At 71.4% G+C, this 17221-nt stretch carries 16 protein-coding genes and 1 pseudogene; 6 read left to right on the top strand and 11 right to left on the bottom strand.

Features of this window, described 5'->3' with window-relative positions; all coding sequences use genetic code 11:
• The 3 genes from Q0741_RS08695 to kynU all read right to left on the bottom strand — a co-directional run.
• On the bottom strand, positions 1-253 hold a 253-nt coding region (locus Q0741_RS08695), incomplete at its 3' end, for a DUF3999 family protein (protein ID WP_298232806.1).
• Positions 250-3021, bottom strand: coding sequence for a DUF2339 domain-containing protein (locus Q0741_RS08690; protein ID WP_298232805.1), 2772 nt, complete (start codon positions 3019-3021; stop codon positions 250-252). The genes Q0741_RS08690 and Q0741_RS08695, both read right to left, overlap by 4 nt.
• 65 nt (positions 3022-3086) lie before the next feature.
• Positions 3087-4337 (bottom strand): kynureninase, encoded by a 1251-nt coding sequence (kynU, locus tag Q0741_RS08685; RefSeq protein WP_298232804.1) that lies wholly within the window; start codon positions 4335-4337, stop codon positions 3087-3089.
• A 141-nt stretch (positions 4338-4478) separates the two neighbouring features.
• Between kynU and Q0741_RS08680 the strand changes: the two genes are divergently transcribed.
• From Q0741_RS08680 to Q0741_RS08660, 5 genes are all read left to right on the top strand, one after another.
• Positions 4479-6209: an ABC transporter ATP-binding protein/permease gene (locus Q0741_RS08680; RefSeq protein WP_298232803.1), complete on the top strand. Its 1731-nt coding sequence runs from the start codon at positions 4479-4481 to the stop codon at positions 6207-6209.
• Positions 6206-6670 carry a GNAT family N-acetyltransferase gene (locus Q0741_RS08675; RefSeq protein WP_298232802.1) on the top strand — a complete coding sequence of 155 codons (465 nt, stop codon included), beginning with the start codon at positions 6206-6208 and terminating at the stop codon, positions 6668-6670. Before Q0741_RS08680 ends, Q0741_RS08675 begins: the two co-directional genes overlap by 4 nt.
• A gap of 143 nt (positions 6671-6813) precedes the next feature.
• Entirely contained in the window at positions 6814-7224 is a 411-nt protein-coding gene (locus Q0741_RS08670) for a carboxymuconolactone decarboxylase family protein (RefSeq protein ID WP_298232807.1), read from the top strand.
• Between the two features lie 235 nt (positions 7225-7459).
• Positions 7460-7909, top strand: coding sequence for a CopD family protein (locus Q0741_RS08665; RefSeq protein ID WP_298232801.1), 450 nt, complete (start codon positions 7460-7462; stop codon positions 7907-7909).
• 9 nt (positions 7910-7918) lie between these two features.
• The gene (locus tag Q0741_RS08660) at positions 7919-8350 is read left to right on the top strand and encodes a hypothetical protein (protein WP_298232800.1); all 432 of its coding nucleotides are present in this window, start codon (positions 7919-7921) and stop codon (positions 8348-8350) included.
• 15 nt (positions 8351-8365) lie between these two features.
• On the opposite strand, the gene hutI is transcribed toward Q0741_RS08660, so the two are convergent.
• From hutI to Q0741_RS08630, 6 genes are all read right to left on the bottom strand, one after another.
• Entirely contained in the window at positions 8366-9604 is a 1239-nt protein-coding gene (gene hutI / locus Q0741_RS08655; RefSeq protein ID WP_298232799.1) for an imidazolonepropionase, read from the bottom strand.
• Positions 9601-11157, bottom strand: a complete 1557-nt coding sequence (hutH, locus tag Q0741_RS08650) for a histidine ammonia-lyase (protein ID WP_298232798.1) — start codon at positions 11155-11157, stop codon at positions 9601-9603. The genes hutI and hutH overlap by 4 nt, the downstream gene beginning before the upstream one ends.
• A 49-nt stretch (positions 11158-11206) precedes the next feature.
• Positions 11207-12898, bottom strand: coding sequence for a urocanate hydratase (hutU, locus tag Q0741_RS08645; RefSeq protein ID WP_298232797.1), 1692 nt, complete (start codon positions 12896-12898; stop codon positions 11207-11209).
• Positions 12899-12977: 79 nt separating this feature from the next.
• A complete protein-coding gene (locus Q0741_RS08640; RefSeq protein WP_298232796.1) occupies positions 12978-13511 on the bottom strand; it encodes an acyloxyacyl hydrolase in 534 nt (177 codons plus the stop codon).
• 161 nt (positions 13512-13672) lie between these two features.
• Positions 13673-13885 carry a hypothetical protein gene (locus Q0741_RS08635; RefSeq protein WP_298232795.1) on the bottom strand — a complete coding sequence of 71 codons (213 nt, stop codon included), beginning with the start codon at positions 13883-13885 and terminating at the stop codon, positions 13673-13675.
• A 99-nt stretch (positions 13886-13984) separates the two neighbouring features.
• On the bottom strand, positions 13985-15001 hold the full coding sequence (locus Q0741_RS08630) for an NAD(P)-dependent alcohol dehydrogenase (protein ID WP_298232794.1): 1017 nt from the start codon (positions 14999-15001) through the stop codon (positions 13985-13987).
• A 657-nt stretch (positions 15002-15658) separates the two neighbouring features.
• Here Q0741_RS08630 and Q0741_RS08625 point away from each other — a divergent pair.
• Complete coding sequence (locus Q0741_RS08625; RefSeq protein ID WP_298232793.1) at positions 15659-15922, top strand: hypothetical protein; 264 nt, start codon at positions 15659-15661, stop codon at positions 15920-15922.
• A gap of 174 nt (positions 15923-16096) precedes the next feature.
• On the opposite strand, the gene Q0741_RS08620 is transcribed toward Q0741_RS08625, so the two are convergent.
• Positions 16097-16648, bottom strand: a complete 552-nt coding sequence (locus Q0741_RS08620; RefSeq protein WP_298232792.1) for an MOSC domain-containing protein — start codon at positions 16646-16648, stop codon at positions 16097-16099.
• Positions 16649-16659: 11 nt separating this feature from the next.
• Positions 16660-17221 (bottom strand): annotated as a pseudogene (locus tag Q0741_RS08615) (hypothetical protein); the annotation flags it as partial.

Here is a 17221-nt window from a genome sequence, read left to right as displayed (position 1 = left end):
GCTCGCCCGCGGCGTTGAACACGCGCACGTCGGCCCAGCCCGTGCTGCGCGAGGCCTGCAGCACCGCCAGCGGCAGCGCCACGCGCTGCAGGCCGCCGGCATCGGCGGCCGGCGCCAGCGGGGCGGTGGCGGCGTAGCGGGCGGGGGTGTCGTCCTGCGGTTGCGCGTGCACCGGCCCTGCCACGAGATGGACGCTGCCCCAGGCCCATGCGGCAAGGAGCGCTCGCGTCCAGCGGTCGGTACGTGGCCTCATGACGACGCCTCTCCGCGCCGCCCGGCCGCCGCCCCGGCCGGCGGCAGCGGCGAGACGTAGCCGATCACCAGCATCAGCGCGCCCACGCCCAGGAAGGACACGATGCGCTGCAGCGCGCTGGTGTGGCCCAGGTCCACCAGCATCAGCTTCACCACGGTCAGCCCCAGCAGCGTGGCGCCCGCGAGCCACACCGGCCGCGCCAGCGCCGCTGGCACGCGCCGGGTGGCGAGGAACATCGCCGCCAGCGCGCACAGCGTCCAGGCGATGGTCAGCGTGGTCTGCACCAGCCCGCTGTCCAGCGCGCCGTCGAACCACGTCGGCGTGCCGGCCCAGTGGTGCAGCGTGCGCACCAGCAGGCTGTCCAGCCACCAGAAGGCCAGCAGCGCCGCCACCACCAGCGCCCCGCGCGGCGAGGCCGTCGTTTGCAACCCCTGCGCCTGCCACGCCCGGCGCAGCCGCAGCGCGTACAGCAGCATCAGCACGTGGCCCAGGTCGATGGGGTTGAGCAGCGGCAGATAAGGCAGTGGCGCCATGCCGCCCTCGGCGAAGGCGTTCACGCCCACGCTCCACGCCGCCATGAGCGCCAGCCAGGGCGCGGCCCAGCCGCGCAGCCAGGCGCCCGGGTGCGCGGCCACCGGCCAGCGTCCGCGCCGCAGCGCGGACAGGGCCGTCCAGGCCAGCGCGGTCGGGCCGGCCAGGACCACGGCTGCCGTCCAGGCCTCGTGGCGCGGCACCAGGGTGCGCATGGCGGCATGCGCCCACAGCGCGGCGCCGGCCAGCGCCATCCAGCCCACGGTCACATGCTCGGCGCCGGTGCTGCGGCGCCAGCGATCGGGGGCTGGATCGGCGTCCAGCCGGCGCAGCACCCAGGCCGCCGCGGCGATCCAGGCCAGCAGCGCCGCCGTGCCCCAGGGCCACCACCAGTCCCAGCTGCCGGCCGACATGAACGGGAACGTGACGACGCCCAGCGCGAACACCGGGATGCCCAGCCCCAGCGTGGGCCGCGCCGCCATCGACAGCGGCGGCCAGCGCAGCGGCGTGTGCAGCGCCTCGAACAGCAGCGCCAGCGCGGCCAGCGCCAGCAGCCCCGACTGCGGAAAGTCGGGCCAGGCGCCCCAGCGCGCCAGCGTCAGCTCGCGCAGCACGCCGGCCACCAGGTGCAGCACGCCGCCGGCCAGCATTGCGCCGTGCAGCGTGCGCAGCCCGCCCGGCGTGGCGCGCAAGGCGAAACGTCCGCCGTCGGCCGGCCAGTTCGCGGCCAACGGCCCCAGGCGGTACAGCTGCAGCGCGGTGAACAGCGCCGCGACCGCGATCGCCACCAGCCCGGCGAAGCCGGCGTTGAGGACGGGCACCGAGCCCGCCGGCGGCTCCTGGACCCAGAACGCGCCCAGCGCCAGCACCTGCAGCGCCACGCCCAGCGCCAATGCCCAGGCGCGCTGCTGGCGCAGCGCGACCCAGGCCACGCCGGCGCCCTGCAAGGCCCAGGCGATGCCGGTCCAGCGCGTGTCGTCCAGCGCCAGCGGCGGCACCAGGGCCAGGAACACCACGCCCAGCGCCAGCATGCCTTCGGTCACCAGCCGCAGCCGCTCGCCCAGCCGCCGCCACAGCCAGCGGCCCAGCAGCAGGTACACCGTAGCGAGCACGGCGGCCGAGAGGGCCAGCGCGTTGGGGATGTCGCGCACCATGCCCGCCTGCAGCCCGAAGGCCGCCAGCGGCATGCCGAAGAGCAGGGCGCCGTCCACGTAAGCGGCGCGCGGCTGCCCGGCCGCCGCTGGCGCCTCGGCCAGGCGCAGCGCGTACTGCACGGCGATCCACAGGTACAGCGCCACGTGCGCGACCAGGAAGGGCTCGGTGCTCGCCAGCAGCCCCGGCCGCCAGGCGCTCAAGCCCCAACCCAGGCCGATGCCGAAAGTGAAGCTCAGGCCCACGAGGTTGAGCAGCTTCCAGGCCTTGTACCGCGCGATGAAGGCGATGCCCAGGTTGAGCAGCAGGTAGTAGCTGAAGAGCGTGACGTGGCTGCCCTCGCCAGTGCTGGCCAGCACCGGGGCGAGGAAGCCGCCGATGGTGCCCAGCACCGCCAGCGGCAGCGCGTCTTGCCGCAGCGCCAGCAGCGCGGCCACCGCGCCCAGCGCCACCAGCAGCCCGAAAGCCAGCACCGGCGGCAGCAGCCCGTACAGGCGCAGCGCGGCAAAGAGCGTCAGGTACAGCACGCCCACGCCCGCACCCTGCAGCGACAACCCATAGCCGCGCCGCCGCTCGCGCAGCCGCCAGCCCACGAGCACCAGCGCCACCGCGCCCGCGGCCACGCCGGCCAGGCGCAGCTCGATGGGAATGAGCGAGTGCTCCGCCGCGTAGCGCAGCAGGAAGGCCACGCCCAGGAACAGGATCAGCACGGCCAGCCGCACGATGGTGTTGCCGCCGGCGAACCAGGCTTTCAAGGTGCCGCCCAGCGAGCTGGTGACGCCCACGGCGCGCTCGTCCGGTTCGGCCAGGACCGCCGAGGCGGCGGGCGAAGGCGGGGTTTCGACCGCGGGCGAGGCGAGGGCGATGTCGGCCGCCCGTACTGGTGCGGGGACAACGGGCTCGACGATGGCTTCTTCGGGCAGTGCCGCGCGCAACTGCCTCAGCTCCGCTTCCAGCCGGCCCTGGCGGCGCAGCAGCCACATCCCGAAGGCCGCCAGCAGCCCGATGGCGAAGGGCGCTCCGAAGCCTTCGGCCACCACCGCACCGACCATCACCGCCAGCAGCAGCGGCAGCCAGGTTTTCATGCAACGGCCCTCCCGTTGTTGTTCGAGTCTCCGTGCCGGGCCTCAGCCGGTCGGTGTTCCAGGCCTCAGGTCACCGCCGACCGTGTTTGAAACCGCTCCTGCTTCCACTCCTCTCCGTCCAGCACCGCGCGCAGCGCCTCCACCGCGTCCCACACGTCGATGAAGCGGGTGTACAGCGGCGTGAAGCCGAAGCGCAGGATGCCGGGCTCGCGGTAGTCGCCGATGACACCACGGTGGATGAGCGCCTGCATCACCGCGTAGCCCTGCGGATGTTGCCAGCTCACCTGGCTGCCGCGCCGGGTGTGTTCGCGCGGCGTGATCAGCGTCAGCGGGTGCGCGGCGCAGCGCTGCTCGACCAGCGCGATGAACAGGTCCGTCAGCGCCAGCGATTTATGGCGCACCGCCGCCATGTCGGTGCGTTCGAACACTTCCAGCCCGCACTCCACCAGCGCCTGCGACACGATGGCCTGCGTGCCGCACAGGAAGCGGCCCACGCCGGGATCGGGCCGGTACTGCGGCTCCATGGCGAAGGGCTCCGCGTGGCCCCACCAGCCCGACAGCGGGGATTCGAACTCGCCATGCCAGCGCGGCGCCAGCCACAGGAAGGCCGGTGCGCCCGGGCCGCCGTTGAGGTACTTGTAGGTGCAACCGACGGCACCGTCGGCGCCGGCGCCGCGCAGGTCCACCGGCAGCGCGCCGGCGGAGTGCGCCAGGTCCCACAGCATCAGCACGCCGTGCTCGTGCGCCAGCCGCGTCAGGGTGCTCATGTCGTGCAGCGCGCCGGTGCGGTAGTCCACCTGCGTGAGCATGAGCACGGCCACGTCATCGCCCAGCGCGGCGGGGATGCCTTCGGCCGAGTCCACCAGCCGCAGCTCGTGGCCCTGCTGCAGCATGGCGATGAGGCCCTGGGCGATGTGCAGGTCGGTGGGAAAGTTGCCGCGCTCGGCCACGATCACGCGCCGGCGCGCGTCGCGCCGGGCCTGCAGCCGCAGCATGGCGGCCAGCAGCTTGAAGAGGTTGACGGAGGTCGTGTCCGTCACCAGCACCTCGTTGGCGCCGGCGCCGATGAGCGGCGCCAGGCGGTCGCCCAGGCGGCGCGGCAGCGCGAACCAGCCGGCCGTGTTCCAGCTGCGGATCAGGCCTTCGCCCCATTCCCGCTGCACGACCTGCGCCGCGCGCGCGGCGGCGCTCTTCGGGCGCGCGCCCAGGGAGTTGCCGTCGAGGTAGACCACGCCCGGGGGCAGCTCGAAGGCGTCGCGCAGGGGCGCGAGGGTGTCCCGGGCATCCAGTTGCAGGCAGTCGTCGCGGGTGGGCATGGCGGTCGCTCCAGGCAGGGTACGGCGGCCACTGTACAGGCCGCGGCGGGGAGGTCGGCCGAATGGCCCGCGCGGGATCATCCGCAGGCGGCGCACTGTCAATCCCCCCCTAAGATGAACCAGGGACTCTTGCGCCGATAGATGAGCACGGAACAACAACCCGGCTTCAACGCCCGCCTGCTGCAGCGCTTCAAGGCCATCGCGGCGCCGTACTGGACCTCCGAGGAGCGATGGCGCGCGGCCGGGATGCTGGCGGTGCTGATGGCGCTGCTGCTGGCGCAGACGGGCTTCGCGGTGGTGTTCAACCAGGAGACGGGCGAGTTCACCTCGGCGCTGGCCGCGCGCGACGCCGACCGCTTCTGGGCCGCCATCCGCCGCTTCATGCTGGCGCTGGCCTTCGCGGTGCCGGTGTACGCGCTGTACTACTTCGTGCGCGACACGCTGGGGCTGCGCTGGCGGCGCTGGATGACGTTCCACTTCCTGGGCCATTACCTGGAGCATCGCGCCTACTACAAGCTCAACGCGATGCCCGGGCTGGACAACCCGGACCAGCGCATTGCCGAGGACATCAACAGCCTGACCTCGCAGTCGCTGTACTTCTCGATGATCGTGCTGGGTTCCCTCATCCAGCTCGTGGCCTTCACCGGCGTGCTGTGGAGCATCTCGCGGCTACTGGTGGTGGTGCTCGTCGGCTACGCCATCTTCGCCACGCTCTTCACCGCCTCGGTATTCGGCAAGCGGCTGATCCCGCTGAACTTCGCGCAGCTGCAGCGCGAGGCGGACTTCCGCTTCAACCTCGTGCGCGTGCGCGAGAACGCCGAGCCCATCGCGTTCTACGACGGCGAGCCGCGCGAGATGTCGGCGCTGCAGCGCGTGTTCGACTTTGCCTACCGCAACTATCAGAAGGTGCTGCGCTGGCAGTTGCGGCTGAACCTGTTCCAGTACGCGCACAGCTTTCTGACGCTGGCGCTGCCCAGCGTGGTGGTGGCCAAGGACGTGCTCGACGGCACGCTGGAAGTGGGCGCCGCGGTGCAGGCGGCGGGCGCGTTCGCGGCGATCCTGAGCGCGCTCACGGTGGTGGTGGAGCATTTCGAGGGCTTGAGCCGCTTCGGCGCGGGCATCGAGCGGCTGCACGGCTTCCAGCAGGTGCTGCGGGAGCAGTCCCGCCCGGTGAACGGGAACGGGCAGGAGAGCGGCACGGACCACGTGCAGCTGGTGCACGGCGCGGAGCTGGCGGTGGAGCAGCTGAGCGTGCTGACGCCGCAGCGCGAGCAGGTGCTCATCAGCAACGTCGATTTCCAGGTGCGCCCGCACGAGGGGCTGTTGATCGTGGGCCCCAGCGGCTCGGGCAAGAGCTCCCTGCTGCGGGTGATGGCAGGGCTATGGAACACGGGGCACGGGCGCGTGGTGCGCCCGTCCGGCGCCGACATGCTGTTCCTGCCCCAGCGCCCGTACCTGCCGCCGGGCGACCTGCGCACGCAGCTGTTGTATCCGCACCCGGAGCGCGAGATCAGCGACGAGGAACTGCTGCAGTGGCTGCAGCGCGTGAACCTGCCGACGCTGGCGGACCGCGTGGGCGGGCTCTCGGCCGAGCGGGACTGGGGCAAGCTGCTGTCGGTGGGCGAGCAGCAGCGCCTGGCCTTTGCCCGCGCGCTGGTCGCCAAGCCGCGTTACGCGCTGCTGGACGAATCCACCAGCGCGCTGGACGCGGCCAACGAGGAGCTGCTGTACGCGCAGCTGGCCGAGCTTTCCATCACCCCGGTGAGCATCAGCCACCGCCCGGCGCTGCAGAAATACCACCGGCAGGTGCTGGAACTGCAGGGGGAGGGGAGGTGGAGGATGGATGCGGCGGAGGAGTATCGGTGGACATGAACACCATCCAGCTCCTGCCTCGCGCAAGGCATCTCATTCCGACCGTCAGCCAATGGCTCCTGTCCGAATGGCCGGACTGGTATGGCGAGGACGGCCCAGGCGATTTGAGCGCCGATGTGACGGCGTTTGCGGCTTCCGAGCACACATTGCCCATCGGATTCGTGGCCTTCGATGGTGGAATTCCGGTGGGTTTCGGCGCGCTGAAGGCGGAATCCATTCCGAGCCACAGGCATCTGACGCCGTGGGCCGCCGCAGGTTTTGTGCTTCCCGCACGCCGTGGCCAGGGCATCGGAGCACTGCTGCTCCGCGCCATCGTGGACCACGCACGTAAATTGGGGTACGAACACGTGTATTGCGGAACCAGTACATCGCTCAGCCTGTTGCACCGCGCCGGGTGGCACGGGGTCGAGGGAATCGTGCATGCAGGTCAACCCATGATCATTTTCTGCAGCGGCCCGTGACGCTCTGCACTCGACTCGATGAGTAAAACAAGAACTGGTTTTTATATTGGCGTCCTGCTCACGTGCTGGTCTTCATGCGCGCCATGGGCTGGCCGCGTTGGCACATCACCATCGGACCTTTCCTTTTCTTCAATCTCATCCTCATGGCCACCATCAAACCACCCACGAATCCGGAATCCGATCCGCGAGTGAAAGCCGTTTTCGACGACATCCGCGCCACCCGGAAGACGGATTTCGTCAACAACCTCTGGCGTGCGCTCGCCTTCAATCCCGCGCTGCTGGAAAGCACCTGGGCCGAGGTGAAGCAGGTGATGGCCACGCCCTCGCATCTGGATCCGCTGACCAAGGAACTGATCTACGTCGCGGTGTCGATCGCCAATTCCTGCAGTTATTGCGTCCATTCCCACACCGCCGCAGCCCGCGCCAAGGGCATGACGGACGAGCAGCACGCGGAACTGCTGGCCATCGTCTCGCTGGCCGCCAAGACCAATCACCTCGCCAACGGCCTGCAACTGCCGTTGGATGCGGCCTTCGATGCTGGCGCGGCCGCGTAGCCTGGTTCGGCTGTGCAGGGCCTCACGCTGCCGACCGACCGGGTGAACGAGGCGGCCCAGCGCTCTTGCGCGTGCCGAGGCATCACGGCCTCGCCGATGCCGCCGATGCGGCTGCCGCTGTAAAGCGGCGGCACGGATGGCCGAAGAAGCAGGTTACCGGCCGGGCAGCCCCCGTGCCCTCTGTAGACTGCGGCCCCTCGTCCGGCGTCGCTGCCCATCGCCACCACCTGCCACCATGCCGCGTCAACCGCTGATCCTCTTGCACCTGCTGGGCGTGATCGTCTGGGTCGGCGGCATGTTCTTCGCGTACTGCTGCCTGCGGCCCGCGGCGGCCGAGGTGCTGCAACCGCCCCAACGGCTGCCGCTGTGGGCCGCGACCTTTTCACGCTTTCTGCCCTATACGGCCGTGGCCGTGGCCGTGATCCTCGCGACGGGTTTCACGATGCTGCTCCAGACGGGTTTTCAAAATGCGCCGCCCGGCTGGCACGCGATGCTGGCGCTGGGCTTGGTGATGGCCGCGATATTCGCCTACGTTTACGGCGCGCTGTTTCCCGCTCTGCGCCGTGACTGTTCCGCCGCCGCCTGGCCTGCCGCCGGGCAAACCCTCAACCGTATTCGCCGTCTGGTCGCGCTCAACCTGGTGCTGGGTATTTGCACCGTGGTGGCGGCCATGACGGCACGCTGAAAGGCCATCGTGTTCAACGTCGCCACGGACAAAGCCGTGAAGCAGATGTTCGATTTCATGGAGCAGATCGCTCCACGCTTCGAGACGGCCGGTTTCGGCGTGGAGGGGGTGTTCCACAAACGCTGGGCCGATGGCGACTACGGCATGTACATCAAGTACCGGGATCAGCCGGTGCTGTACATGGGCATCTGGTCCGAACTCTGGCGTGACCGCGGCTTTTCGCTGTGCATTGGCGTGCACCGGGGCCGCTGGTCGCCGCATGTGGTGGCCCGCTTCCAGCGCCGCTTTCCCGACTGCGAGCCTTATCCGCCCTACGACGACTATCCCTTTCTCGTCAAGGGCGTGGACCCGGTGATGCTGATGGGCGACGCCGTCACCAACGTCTCGCGCTGGCTGCTGCAGGGCTATCTGGTGGGGGTGCGCGAACAGCCGCGGCGGTGAGTCGCCGCGCTGTCCTCAACCGGGCAGCGGACGGCTGCGTCCCTGGTAGACCACCTGCCGGCAGGGATTGAAACCGAGCGTGGCGCACAGCTGCGCCGGGCGCTCCACCTCCCACAGCGCGAAATCCGCCGCCTTGCCGATTTCCAGGCTGCCGGTCTCCGTGGACAAGCCCAGCGCCGCGGCGGCATGGCAGGTGGCGCCGGCCAGGGCCTCGGTGGGTGTGAGCCCCAGCAGCAGGCAGCCCAGGTTCAGCGCGGCCAGGATGGAGGGCATGGGCGAGCTGCCGGGGTTGCAGTCGGTGGCCAGCGCCACCGGTACCCCCGCGGCGTGCAGCTTTTCAACCGGCGGGCGCCGCGTCTCGCGCAGGAAATGGATCGCCCCGGGCAGCAGCACGGCCACGCTGCCAGCGGCGCGCAGCGCGGCGATGCCGGCTTCCGAGACTTCCTCCAGGTGGTCCGCCGACAGTCCGCCGAAGCGCCCAACCAACTCGGCGCCGCCCAGGTCGGAAAGCTGGCCGGCGTGCAGCTTCACCGGCAGTCTCAACTGCCGCGCCGTCTCGAACAGCCGTTCCACCTGCGCCGCGGAAAAGGCGATGCCCTCGCAAAACGCATCCACCGCGTCCACCAGGCCTTGCGCGGCCAGGGCTGGCAGCATGTCGTCGCACAGCAGCGCCACGTAGTCATCGGCGCGGCCGGCGTACTCCGGCGGCAGCGCGTGCGCGCCCAGGAAACTGGCTTTCACCCGCAACTGAAACTCGCGCCCCAGGCGGCGCGCCACGCGCAGCATGCGCGCCTCGGTTTCCGACTCCAGGCCGTAGCCGGACTTCACTTCCAGCGTGGTCACGCCCTCGCGCATCAGGTTGCGCACGCGCGGCAGGCTCTGCGCCAGCAACGCCTCCTCGCTCGCGGCGCGCGTGGCGCGCACGGTGTTGAGGATGCCGCCGCCGCGCCGCGCGATGGCCTCATAGCTCTGGCCCGACATGCGCAGCTCGAATTCCTCGCTGCGCTGCCCGGCGTGCACCACGTGGGTATGGCAGTCGATGAAGCCCGGCAGCAGCCAGGCGCCGCCGCCGTCATGGGTCGATGCGGCCGCGACGCCTTCGGGCAGCGCGGCGCGCGGGCCCAGCCAGGCGATGCGGCCGTCGCGCACGGCCAGCGCGCCGTCGCGCACGGTGGCGGCCGGGTCGGCGGGCGTGAGCGGCAGCAGGTGGACGTTGAGCCAGAGGGCGTCCCAGGCGGGGGTGATGTTCATCATGCTCGGTCGTCCCACAGCGCCGCCAGCGCCTCGGGCAGCACGCGCGAAACCTCGCCCTGCAGCAGGAGCACGCGGGCGGCCTCGATGTCGGGCGCCAGCAGCCGGTCGTGGTCGTAGTGCGTGACGGCGCCACGCAGCAGCGCGTGCAGCTGCTGCAGCGGGGCCGAGGTGGTGAGCGGATGGTGGAAGTCCACCCCCTGCGCCGCGGTGAGCCACTCGATGGCGACGATGGTGGCGCTGTTGAGCGCCATCTCCTGCAGCCGCCGCGCGGCGAAGGTCGCCATGCTGACGTGGTCCTCCTGGTTGGCCGAGGTGGGCAGGCTGTCCACGCTGGCCGGATGCGCCAGGCTCTTGTTCTCCGAGGCGAGGGCCGCGGCCGTGACGTGGGCGATCATGAAACCGGAGTTCAGCCCCGCGTCGCGCACCAGGAAGGGCGGCAGCCCGGAGAGGTTGGCGTCGATCAGCAGCGCGATGCGCCGCTCCGCCAGCGCGCCGATCTCGGCGATCGCCAGCGCCATCTGGTCGGCCGCGAAAGCCACCGGCTCGGCGTGGAAGTTGCCGCCGGACAGCGCCTGATCGCCGAACAGCAGCGGGTTGTCGGTGACGGCGTTGGCTTCCACCAGCAGCGTGCGCGCGGCCTGCAGCAGCAGGTCGCGGCAGGCGCCCATCACCTGCGGCTGGCAGCGCAGGCTGTACGGGTCCTGCACGCGCTCGTCGGCCACCAGGTGCGATTGCCGGATCGCGCTGCCGGCCAGCAGCTCCCGGTACGCGCGCGCCAGCGCGATCTGCCCGGGCTGCCCGCGCGCGGCGTGGATGCGTGCGTCGAAGGGTGCGTCGCTGCCGCGCGCGGCATCCACCGACAGCGCGCCCACCGCCACCGAGGCTTCCAGCACCCGCTGCGCCATGAACAGCCCGTGCAGCGCCAGCGCGGTGGATACCTGCGTGCCGTTGATCAGCGCCAGTCCCTCCTTGGGCGCCAGTGCCAGCGGTACGAGGCCGGCGTCGCGCAGCGCCTGTGCCGCCGGGCGGCGCAGGCCGTCCACGCGAACTTCACCCTCGCCCATGAGCGCCAGCGTCATGTGCGCCAGCGGCGCCAGGTCGCCCGAGGCGCCCACCGAGCCCTTGGCCGGAATGCAGGGGCTGATGCCGGCGTTGAGCAGCCCCAGCAGCGACTCGATCACCACCGGCCGCACCCCCGAGCAGCCGCGCGCCAGGCTCGCGGCCTTGGTGGCGAGCACGAGCCGCACCACGGGCTCCGGCAGCTCCTCGCCCGTGCCCACGGCGTGCGAAAGGATCAGATTGCGCTGCAGTTGCGCGAGCTGGTCGTCCGGGATGTGCGTGTGCGCGAGCTTGCCGAAGCCGGTGTTGATGCCGTAGGCCGGCGCGCCGCGCGCCAGCAGCGCGGACACAGCCTCGGCCGAGGCCCGCACCGGGCCCCAGGCGCCTTCGGGCAGGGCCACGGTGGCGGGCCCGGCCCAGAGGCGGTGCCAGGTCTGCAGCGGCACGCGGCCGGGATCGAGCAGCAGGCGGGACGGATCGGAGGAGACGGGCAAGGGAAGCCTTTCGTGGGGAAGGTCGGGACGAGGAGGCAAACGCCGCTGCTCAGCCGAGCATGGGCAGCTTCAGGCCGTGGCGGCGGGCGCAGTCCTGCGCGGCCTCGTAGCCGGCGTCGGCATGGCGCATCACGCCGCTAGCGCAGTCGTTGACCAGCACGCGCGCCAGGCGCCGCGCCGCGGCCTCGGTGCCGTCGGCCACGATCACCATGCCGGCGTGCTGCGAGTAGCCCATGCCCACCCCGCCGCCGTGGTGCAGCGAGACCCAGGTCGCGCCGCCGGCGGTGTTGAGCAGCGCGTTGAGCAGCGGCCAGTCGGAGACGGCGTCGGTGCCGTCCCGCATGCCCTCGGTTTCGCGGTTGGGGCTGGCGACGGAGCCGGTGTCGAGGTGGTCGCGGCCGATGACGATGGGCGCCTTGAGCTCGCCGCGCGCCACCATCTCGTTGAAGGCCAGGCCCGCGCGGTCGCGCTCGCCCAGGCCCAGCCAGCAGATGCGCGCCGGCAGCCCCTGGAAGGCGATGCGCTCGCCCGCCAGCGACAGCCAGCGCTGCAGGCCGGCGTTGTCCGGGAACAGCTCGCGCACCTTGGCGTCGGTGCGGTGGATGTCCTGCGGGTCGCCCGACAGCGCCACCCAGCGGAACGGGCCCTTGCCCTGGCAGAACAGCGGGCGGATGTAGGCGGGGACGAAGCCGGGGATGTCGAAGGCGCGCGCCACGCCGGCGTCCAGTGCCACTTGGCGGATGTTGTTGCCGTAGTCCACCGCGGGCACGCCCAGCTCGCGCAACTCCAGCATCGCCCGCACGTGCTGCGCGCAGGACTCGGCCGCCGCCGCGCGCAGCGCCGCGTGCTGCGCCGGGTCCTGCTGCGCCGCCTCCCAGCGCTCCACGCTCCAGCCCAGCGGCAGGTAGCCGTGCAGCAGGTCGTGCGCGGAGGTCTGGTCGGTCACCAGGTCCGGTTTCAGCCGTCCGTCGCGGGCCCGGCGTGCCAGCTCGGGCAGCACTTCGGCGGCATTGCCCAGCAGGCCGATGGAGACGGCCTCGCCGCGTTCGGTGTGGTGGCGGATGAGGGACAGCGCGTCGTCGAGGTCGCGCGCCTGCTTGTCGAGATAGCGGGTGCGCAGGCGGGCGTCGATGCGCGGCTGGCGGCATTCGATGATCAGGGAACAAGCGCCGGCGAGGCTGGCGGCCAGGGGCTGCGCGCCGCCCATGCCGCCCAGCCCGGCGCTGAGGATCCAGCGCCCGCGCGCGTCGCCACCCCAGTGCTGGCGCGCGGCCTCCATGAAGGTTTCGTAGGTGCCCTGGACGATGCCCTGGCTGCCGATGTAGATCCAGCTGCCGGCGGTCATCTGGCCGTACATGAAAAGGCCGCGGCGGTCCAGCTCCTCGAACTGCTCCCAGGTGGCCCAGCGCGGCACGAGGTTGCTGTTGGCAATGAGCACGCGCGGCGCGTCCGGGTGCGTCCTGAACACGCCCACCGGCTTGCCCGATTGCACCAGCAGCGACTCGTCGTCGCCGAGCTCGCGCAGGCTGGCCAGGAGCTGGTCGAAGCAGTGCCAGTCGCGCGCGGCGCGGCCGATGCCACCGTAGACCACCAGCCGGCGCGGGTCCTCCGCCACCTCGGGGTCCAGGTTGTTCTGCAGCAGCCGCCAGGCGGCCTCGGTCTGCCAGCTGCGGCAGTGCAGTTGCGCGCCGCGCGGCGCGCGAACCACGCGCTCGGGATCGAAACGGGGGGCGGAAGGCATGGCGCACTCCTTCGGGCAGTTGGGCCGCCGTGCCGAGTGCGCGGCGTGCGCCTAGGGTACGCCCGCCACGGCGCGGGGACTACAGCGGCATGCCCAGGCGCAGTTGCCAGAAGTTGATCGCGGGATTCGGGTCCTTCACGCCGCCGTTGGAGAAATGTTGAAACCGCAACGAGAGCTCCGTCCCGCCGGCGCTGCGCCAGCCCGCGCCAAGGTGGTCGCCGAAGGTGAAATTGCTGCCCACGCGCTTGGTCATCGTGCGAAAGCGCGGCGTGACGACGTTGAGCCCGATGCCGGCCTCGACGAAGAAGCCCGCGGGCGAGCCGCCGGACCACCAGCGCAGCACCGGCGTGTAGCCGGCCTGGGTGAAGTTCTCATGCCCTTCGGGCACGTCGGCGCGCCAGCGGCCCACCGACAGCTCGTGGTAGCCGCCCAGCAGCCCGGAGCCCAGCGGGCGCGACCAGGACCAGTCCCAGTTCAGGCCCAGCGTGACGGCGCGGGTGTCCGTCTGCTCCCCGTACTGCACGATGGCCCGGTCGGGTGTCCAGGGCGAGTCGCCGGCGGCGGCCAGCGCCGCCACCGGACACAGCAAGAGCGCGGCCAGGATATGTCGCATTATTGGTTTCTCCCACAGTTGTTGAGGCGGCAACGCTGGCCGCCGTTTTGAGACGATAGCGCAGGCCAGCCTGCCCGGTGGCCGGTGGGGGCTGGGCGTGAAGCGGTCCTGGCGGGCGGCTTCGAGAGCCGGTCCGCCGCGCGGGCGCGGTGGCCGAGGCTTCAGTCGAGGAGCTCGATGTCCTGGCTGCTGACGAAGCGCTGCCAGTCGGCGCGCGGGATGGCGGCGCTGCCGCGGTAGTCGCCGTCGTTCCAGCTCAGCGTCACGTCCTCATCGCCTTCTTCGTACTCCACCAGGCCGGGCCGGATGGGCAGTTGCGGGCCGTCGCCCTCGCGGTATTCGACGCGGCCAGTGATGCGGGCGGTCCTGTTCATGGTGACTCCTTGCCGAAGGGAAGCCTCAATCGGAGCAACCGATGTGCCACGAAACCCGGGAAATGCTCGGGAGAGGGCGGGCCGGGCCGGGGGACGAGGTCAGTCGAAATCCGCGTCCAGCACCACGCGGTAGCGCGCCTTGCCGGCGCGCAGGTGCGCCAGCGCGTCGTTGACGCCGCTCATGGGGAAGCGCTCCACCAGCGCCTCGATGCGGTGGCGCGCGGCGAAGTCGAGCATGGCCTCAAGGTCGCCGCGAGAGCCCGTGGGCGAGCCCGAGACGCTCTTGGCGCCGCCGATGAGCGTGAAGGCCGAAACCGCGACGGGCTGCGGCACCGCGCCCACCACGTGCAGCCGCCCACGCGGCGCCAGCGTGGCCATCAGCGCTTCCCAGTCCAGTGCGGCGTTGGCGGTGTAGAGGATGAGGTCCAGCGTGCCGGCGATGGCCGCCAGCGCGGCCGGGTCGGTGCTGTCCACCACGCGGTGCGCGCCCAGCCGCAGCGCCTCGGCATGCTTGGAACTGCTGGAGCTGAAGGCCGTCACTTCGCAGCCCCAGGCCGAGGCGAACTGCAGCGCCAGGTGGCCGAGCCCGCCGATGCCCACCACGCCCACGCGCGCGGTGGGCGCGATGCGCAGGTCGCGCAGCGGCGCGAACACCGTGATGCCGCCGCACAGCAGCGGCCCGGCGCTGGCCGGGTCCAGCGCGTCGGGCAGCGGCAGCACCCAGGCCCAGTGCGCGCGCACCCGGTCGGCGAAGGCGCCGGGGCGACCGACGATGGTGGGCTGCGCGCGCAGGCACAGCTGCTGGTCGCCGCCCAGGCACCAGCGGCAATGCATGCAGCTCGAAGCCGTCCAGCCCAGTCCCACGCGCTGGCCGATCTCCAGTCCCAGGGCCTGCTCGCCCAGCGCCACCACGCGGCCCACGGCCTCGTGTCCGGGCACCAGCGGCCACTGCGTCTGGCCCCACTCGTCGTCCAGCATGGACAGGTCGGAATGGCACAGGCCGCAGTGCTGCACCGCGACTTCCACCTCCTGCGGCCCCAGCGGCCCTGGGTCGAAGCAGTGGCGCTGCAGCGGCTGACCGGCCGCGTGCGCGGCCCAGGCGGTGATCAAGGTCATGGCGTCATTGGCGTGAGGCGGGGATGCGGCACGCGGCAAGGGCTGTACCCAGGGCCTGGCGCGGGAGGCGGCGCGCCTTCGGCCATCAGCTGACAGCCATCTCCACGGTGGCGTCACCGGTCAGCGCGAAACATACAGCTTGCTAAGAATTTTATGAACTAACGACCGAGCGTTTCGTGCTTCGGACGGTGGAACCGATGCGTATTCCTTGATGCGCCGAGGGTTTGGGTCCCCCTTGAAGGCCGGTTTGAGTCCCCTCAACCTTCAGCAGCGTGATTCCGCGAGGGTGATTTGTTTCGGCCTTGTTCGTCCCTGGCAGGCTGGGGTGGGCTCACCCTGGAATGCCCCAACTCCGCACAACCGGGGGCACATGGCGCGCGCTGCTGAAGGTGCGAACCCTGTATGAAAGGTGAAAAGAAGGTTTTGGAAGGGAAATTTAGGAAGGAGCCTCAGGAGCTTTCAGATGCGGTTCAACGAGAGGTTGTTATTGTTCAAACGCTAAGGCGTTAGTTCAAAGCCATAGTGGACACAATGATGGGGCGGTCCATGGAGGGAAGGACTCGCGCTGGGCGTGCAGGGCTGATGGCCTCGCATGCATTTCCCGGGTGCCAAAGCGTCGCACCCCCTTGACAATGGATTCGCACTAGGGGCAGAGCTATGACCAAGGACACGACCACACGCATCAAGGACGACGGCCTGCGCTACGCCAGCAAGGTTTCAGGCTCGCCCTTCAGCGGACGCGGACAGACGCGCTCCTGCTTCAAGTGCGGGCAGCACCGATCGGCCGACCAACTCATGAGCCAGCGCCTGCTCGGCCGCGTGCACATGGTGTGCAAGCCCTCGTGCAAGGCGCTGGCGCTGCTGTCCCAGGAGCCGATAGAGGCGCCCGCCATCAGCACGGTGCCGGACGCGTCGAGCTGACGCGTTCCGCCGTGCGCGGGCCTCCCGCCACGGCCATGCACGCACCCGGCGCCACTCCGGCTCGCCGGAACGGCTCCGACCAGAAGCCTCAGCGTGGCGCCGAGGCTCCAGGACATGCGCTCTTCGAACGGAAGGCCGCCAAGGCAGCCCCGGGCTCATGGGAAATCCCGCGGCCTACGGCAAATGGGATCCAGGCGGCCGATCGCCGGCTTCCTGCGCCGGCGCGGCGACGCAGCACACCACGTCCCCCACACGCAGGCGTCCGCCGCGCAGCACGCGCGCCGTGACGCCGCCGTGGCCCCGCATCGCGGCGTAGCCGCCGGGGCCCAGGGCCTCCTCCATGCGCGAGCAAGGCTCGCAGGGACCCGTCACCTCCAGCTCGACCTCGTCGCCCAGCCGCAGCCGCAGCGGCACCTGCGGCAGCGGGCTGCGCGCGGCCAGCAGGTTCAGGCCCGATACGACCAGGTTGCGCCGCAGCAGCGAAGCCTCCAGCGCCGGCCGGCCCAGCAGCGCGGCCAGCACCGGCAGGTGTTCGTACTGCAGCAAGGTCACCTGGCGGCGACCGCCGCCTCGGCCACCTGAGCTGCGGTCACCGTCCAGTCCGCGCCCGGCCACGGCCAGCGCCTCCTGTATGCCCACCGCAGCCACGCCGCGCGCCGGGCGCAGCCAGATCGATTCCAGCCGCCCCGCCTGCGGGACGCGAGCGACGAGCTCGCGCAGCAGCATCCCGGCTCAGTTCAGGGCTGTGGCGCCTCGCCGCCCTCGGCCGCGGGTTGTGGCGCAGCTTCCGTCGGCGCAGCGGGTTGCGCTGCATCGGCCGCCACCGGCTCCGCAGCCGGCGCCGGATGCGGCTTCTGGCCTTGGCCCTGCGGAGTGCCACGCTCCTGGCGCCGCTGCCCCGGCTGCCCGGCTCCACCGCCTTCACGGCGGCCACCCGGCGCGGCGCCCTCACGCGGACCGCGCTCCTGGCGCTGCGGCTGCGCGGCGCTGCCCTCCTGCCGCGGCGCCTCCGAGGCACGAGCGGCTTGAGCCTGAGCCATGCGCTCACGCGCTTCCTGGCGCGCCAGCGTCAGCTGGGCTTCCAGCGCCTCGGGCTTGATGCCCTTGAGCACGCAGAAGTTGGACGGCGACAGCGTGGTGCGCTCGAAATCGCGCAGCAGCAGCGCGCGCTCGCGGCGCTCCGGATCGGTCTCGCGCAACGCCGGCTCGGCCTCGCGGCGCGGCGCGTCGAAGCGCTCACCACGCGCATGCGCCGGCGCGCCTTCATGGCGGCGCGGCCCCGGCCCGCCCTGGCGCTCG

This window comes from uncultured Azohydromonas sp. (assembly GCF_937926365.1).
GTDB lineage: Bacteria > Pseudomonadota > Gammaproteobacteria > Burkholderiales > Burkholderiaceae_C > Azohydromonas.
The sequence above is the reverse complement of the archived record's forward strand: the minus strand, read 5'-3'. Positions and strand labels throughout refer to the sequence as shown.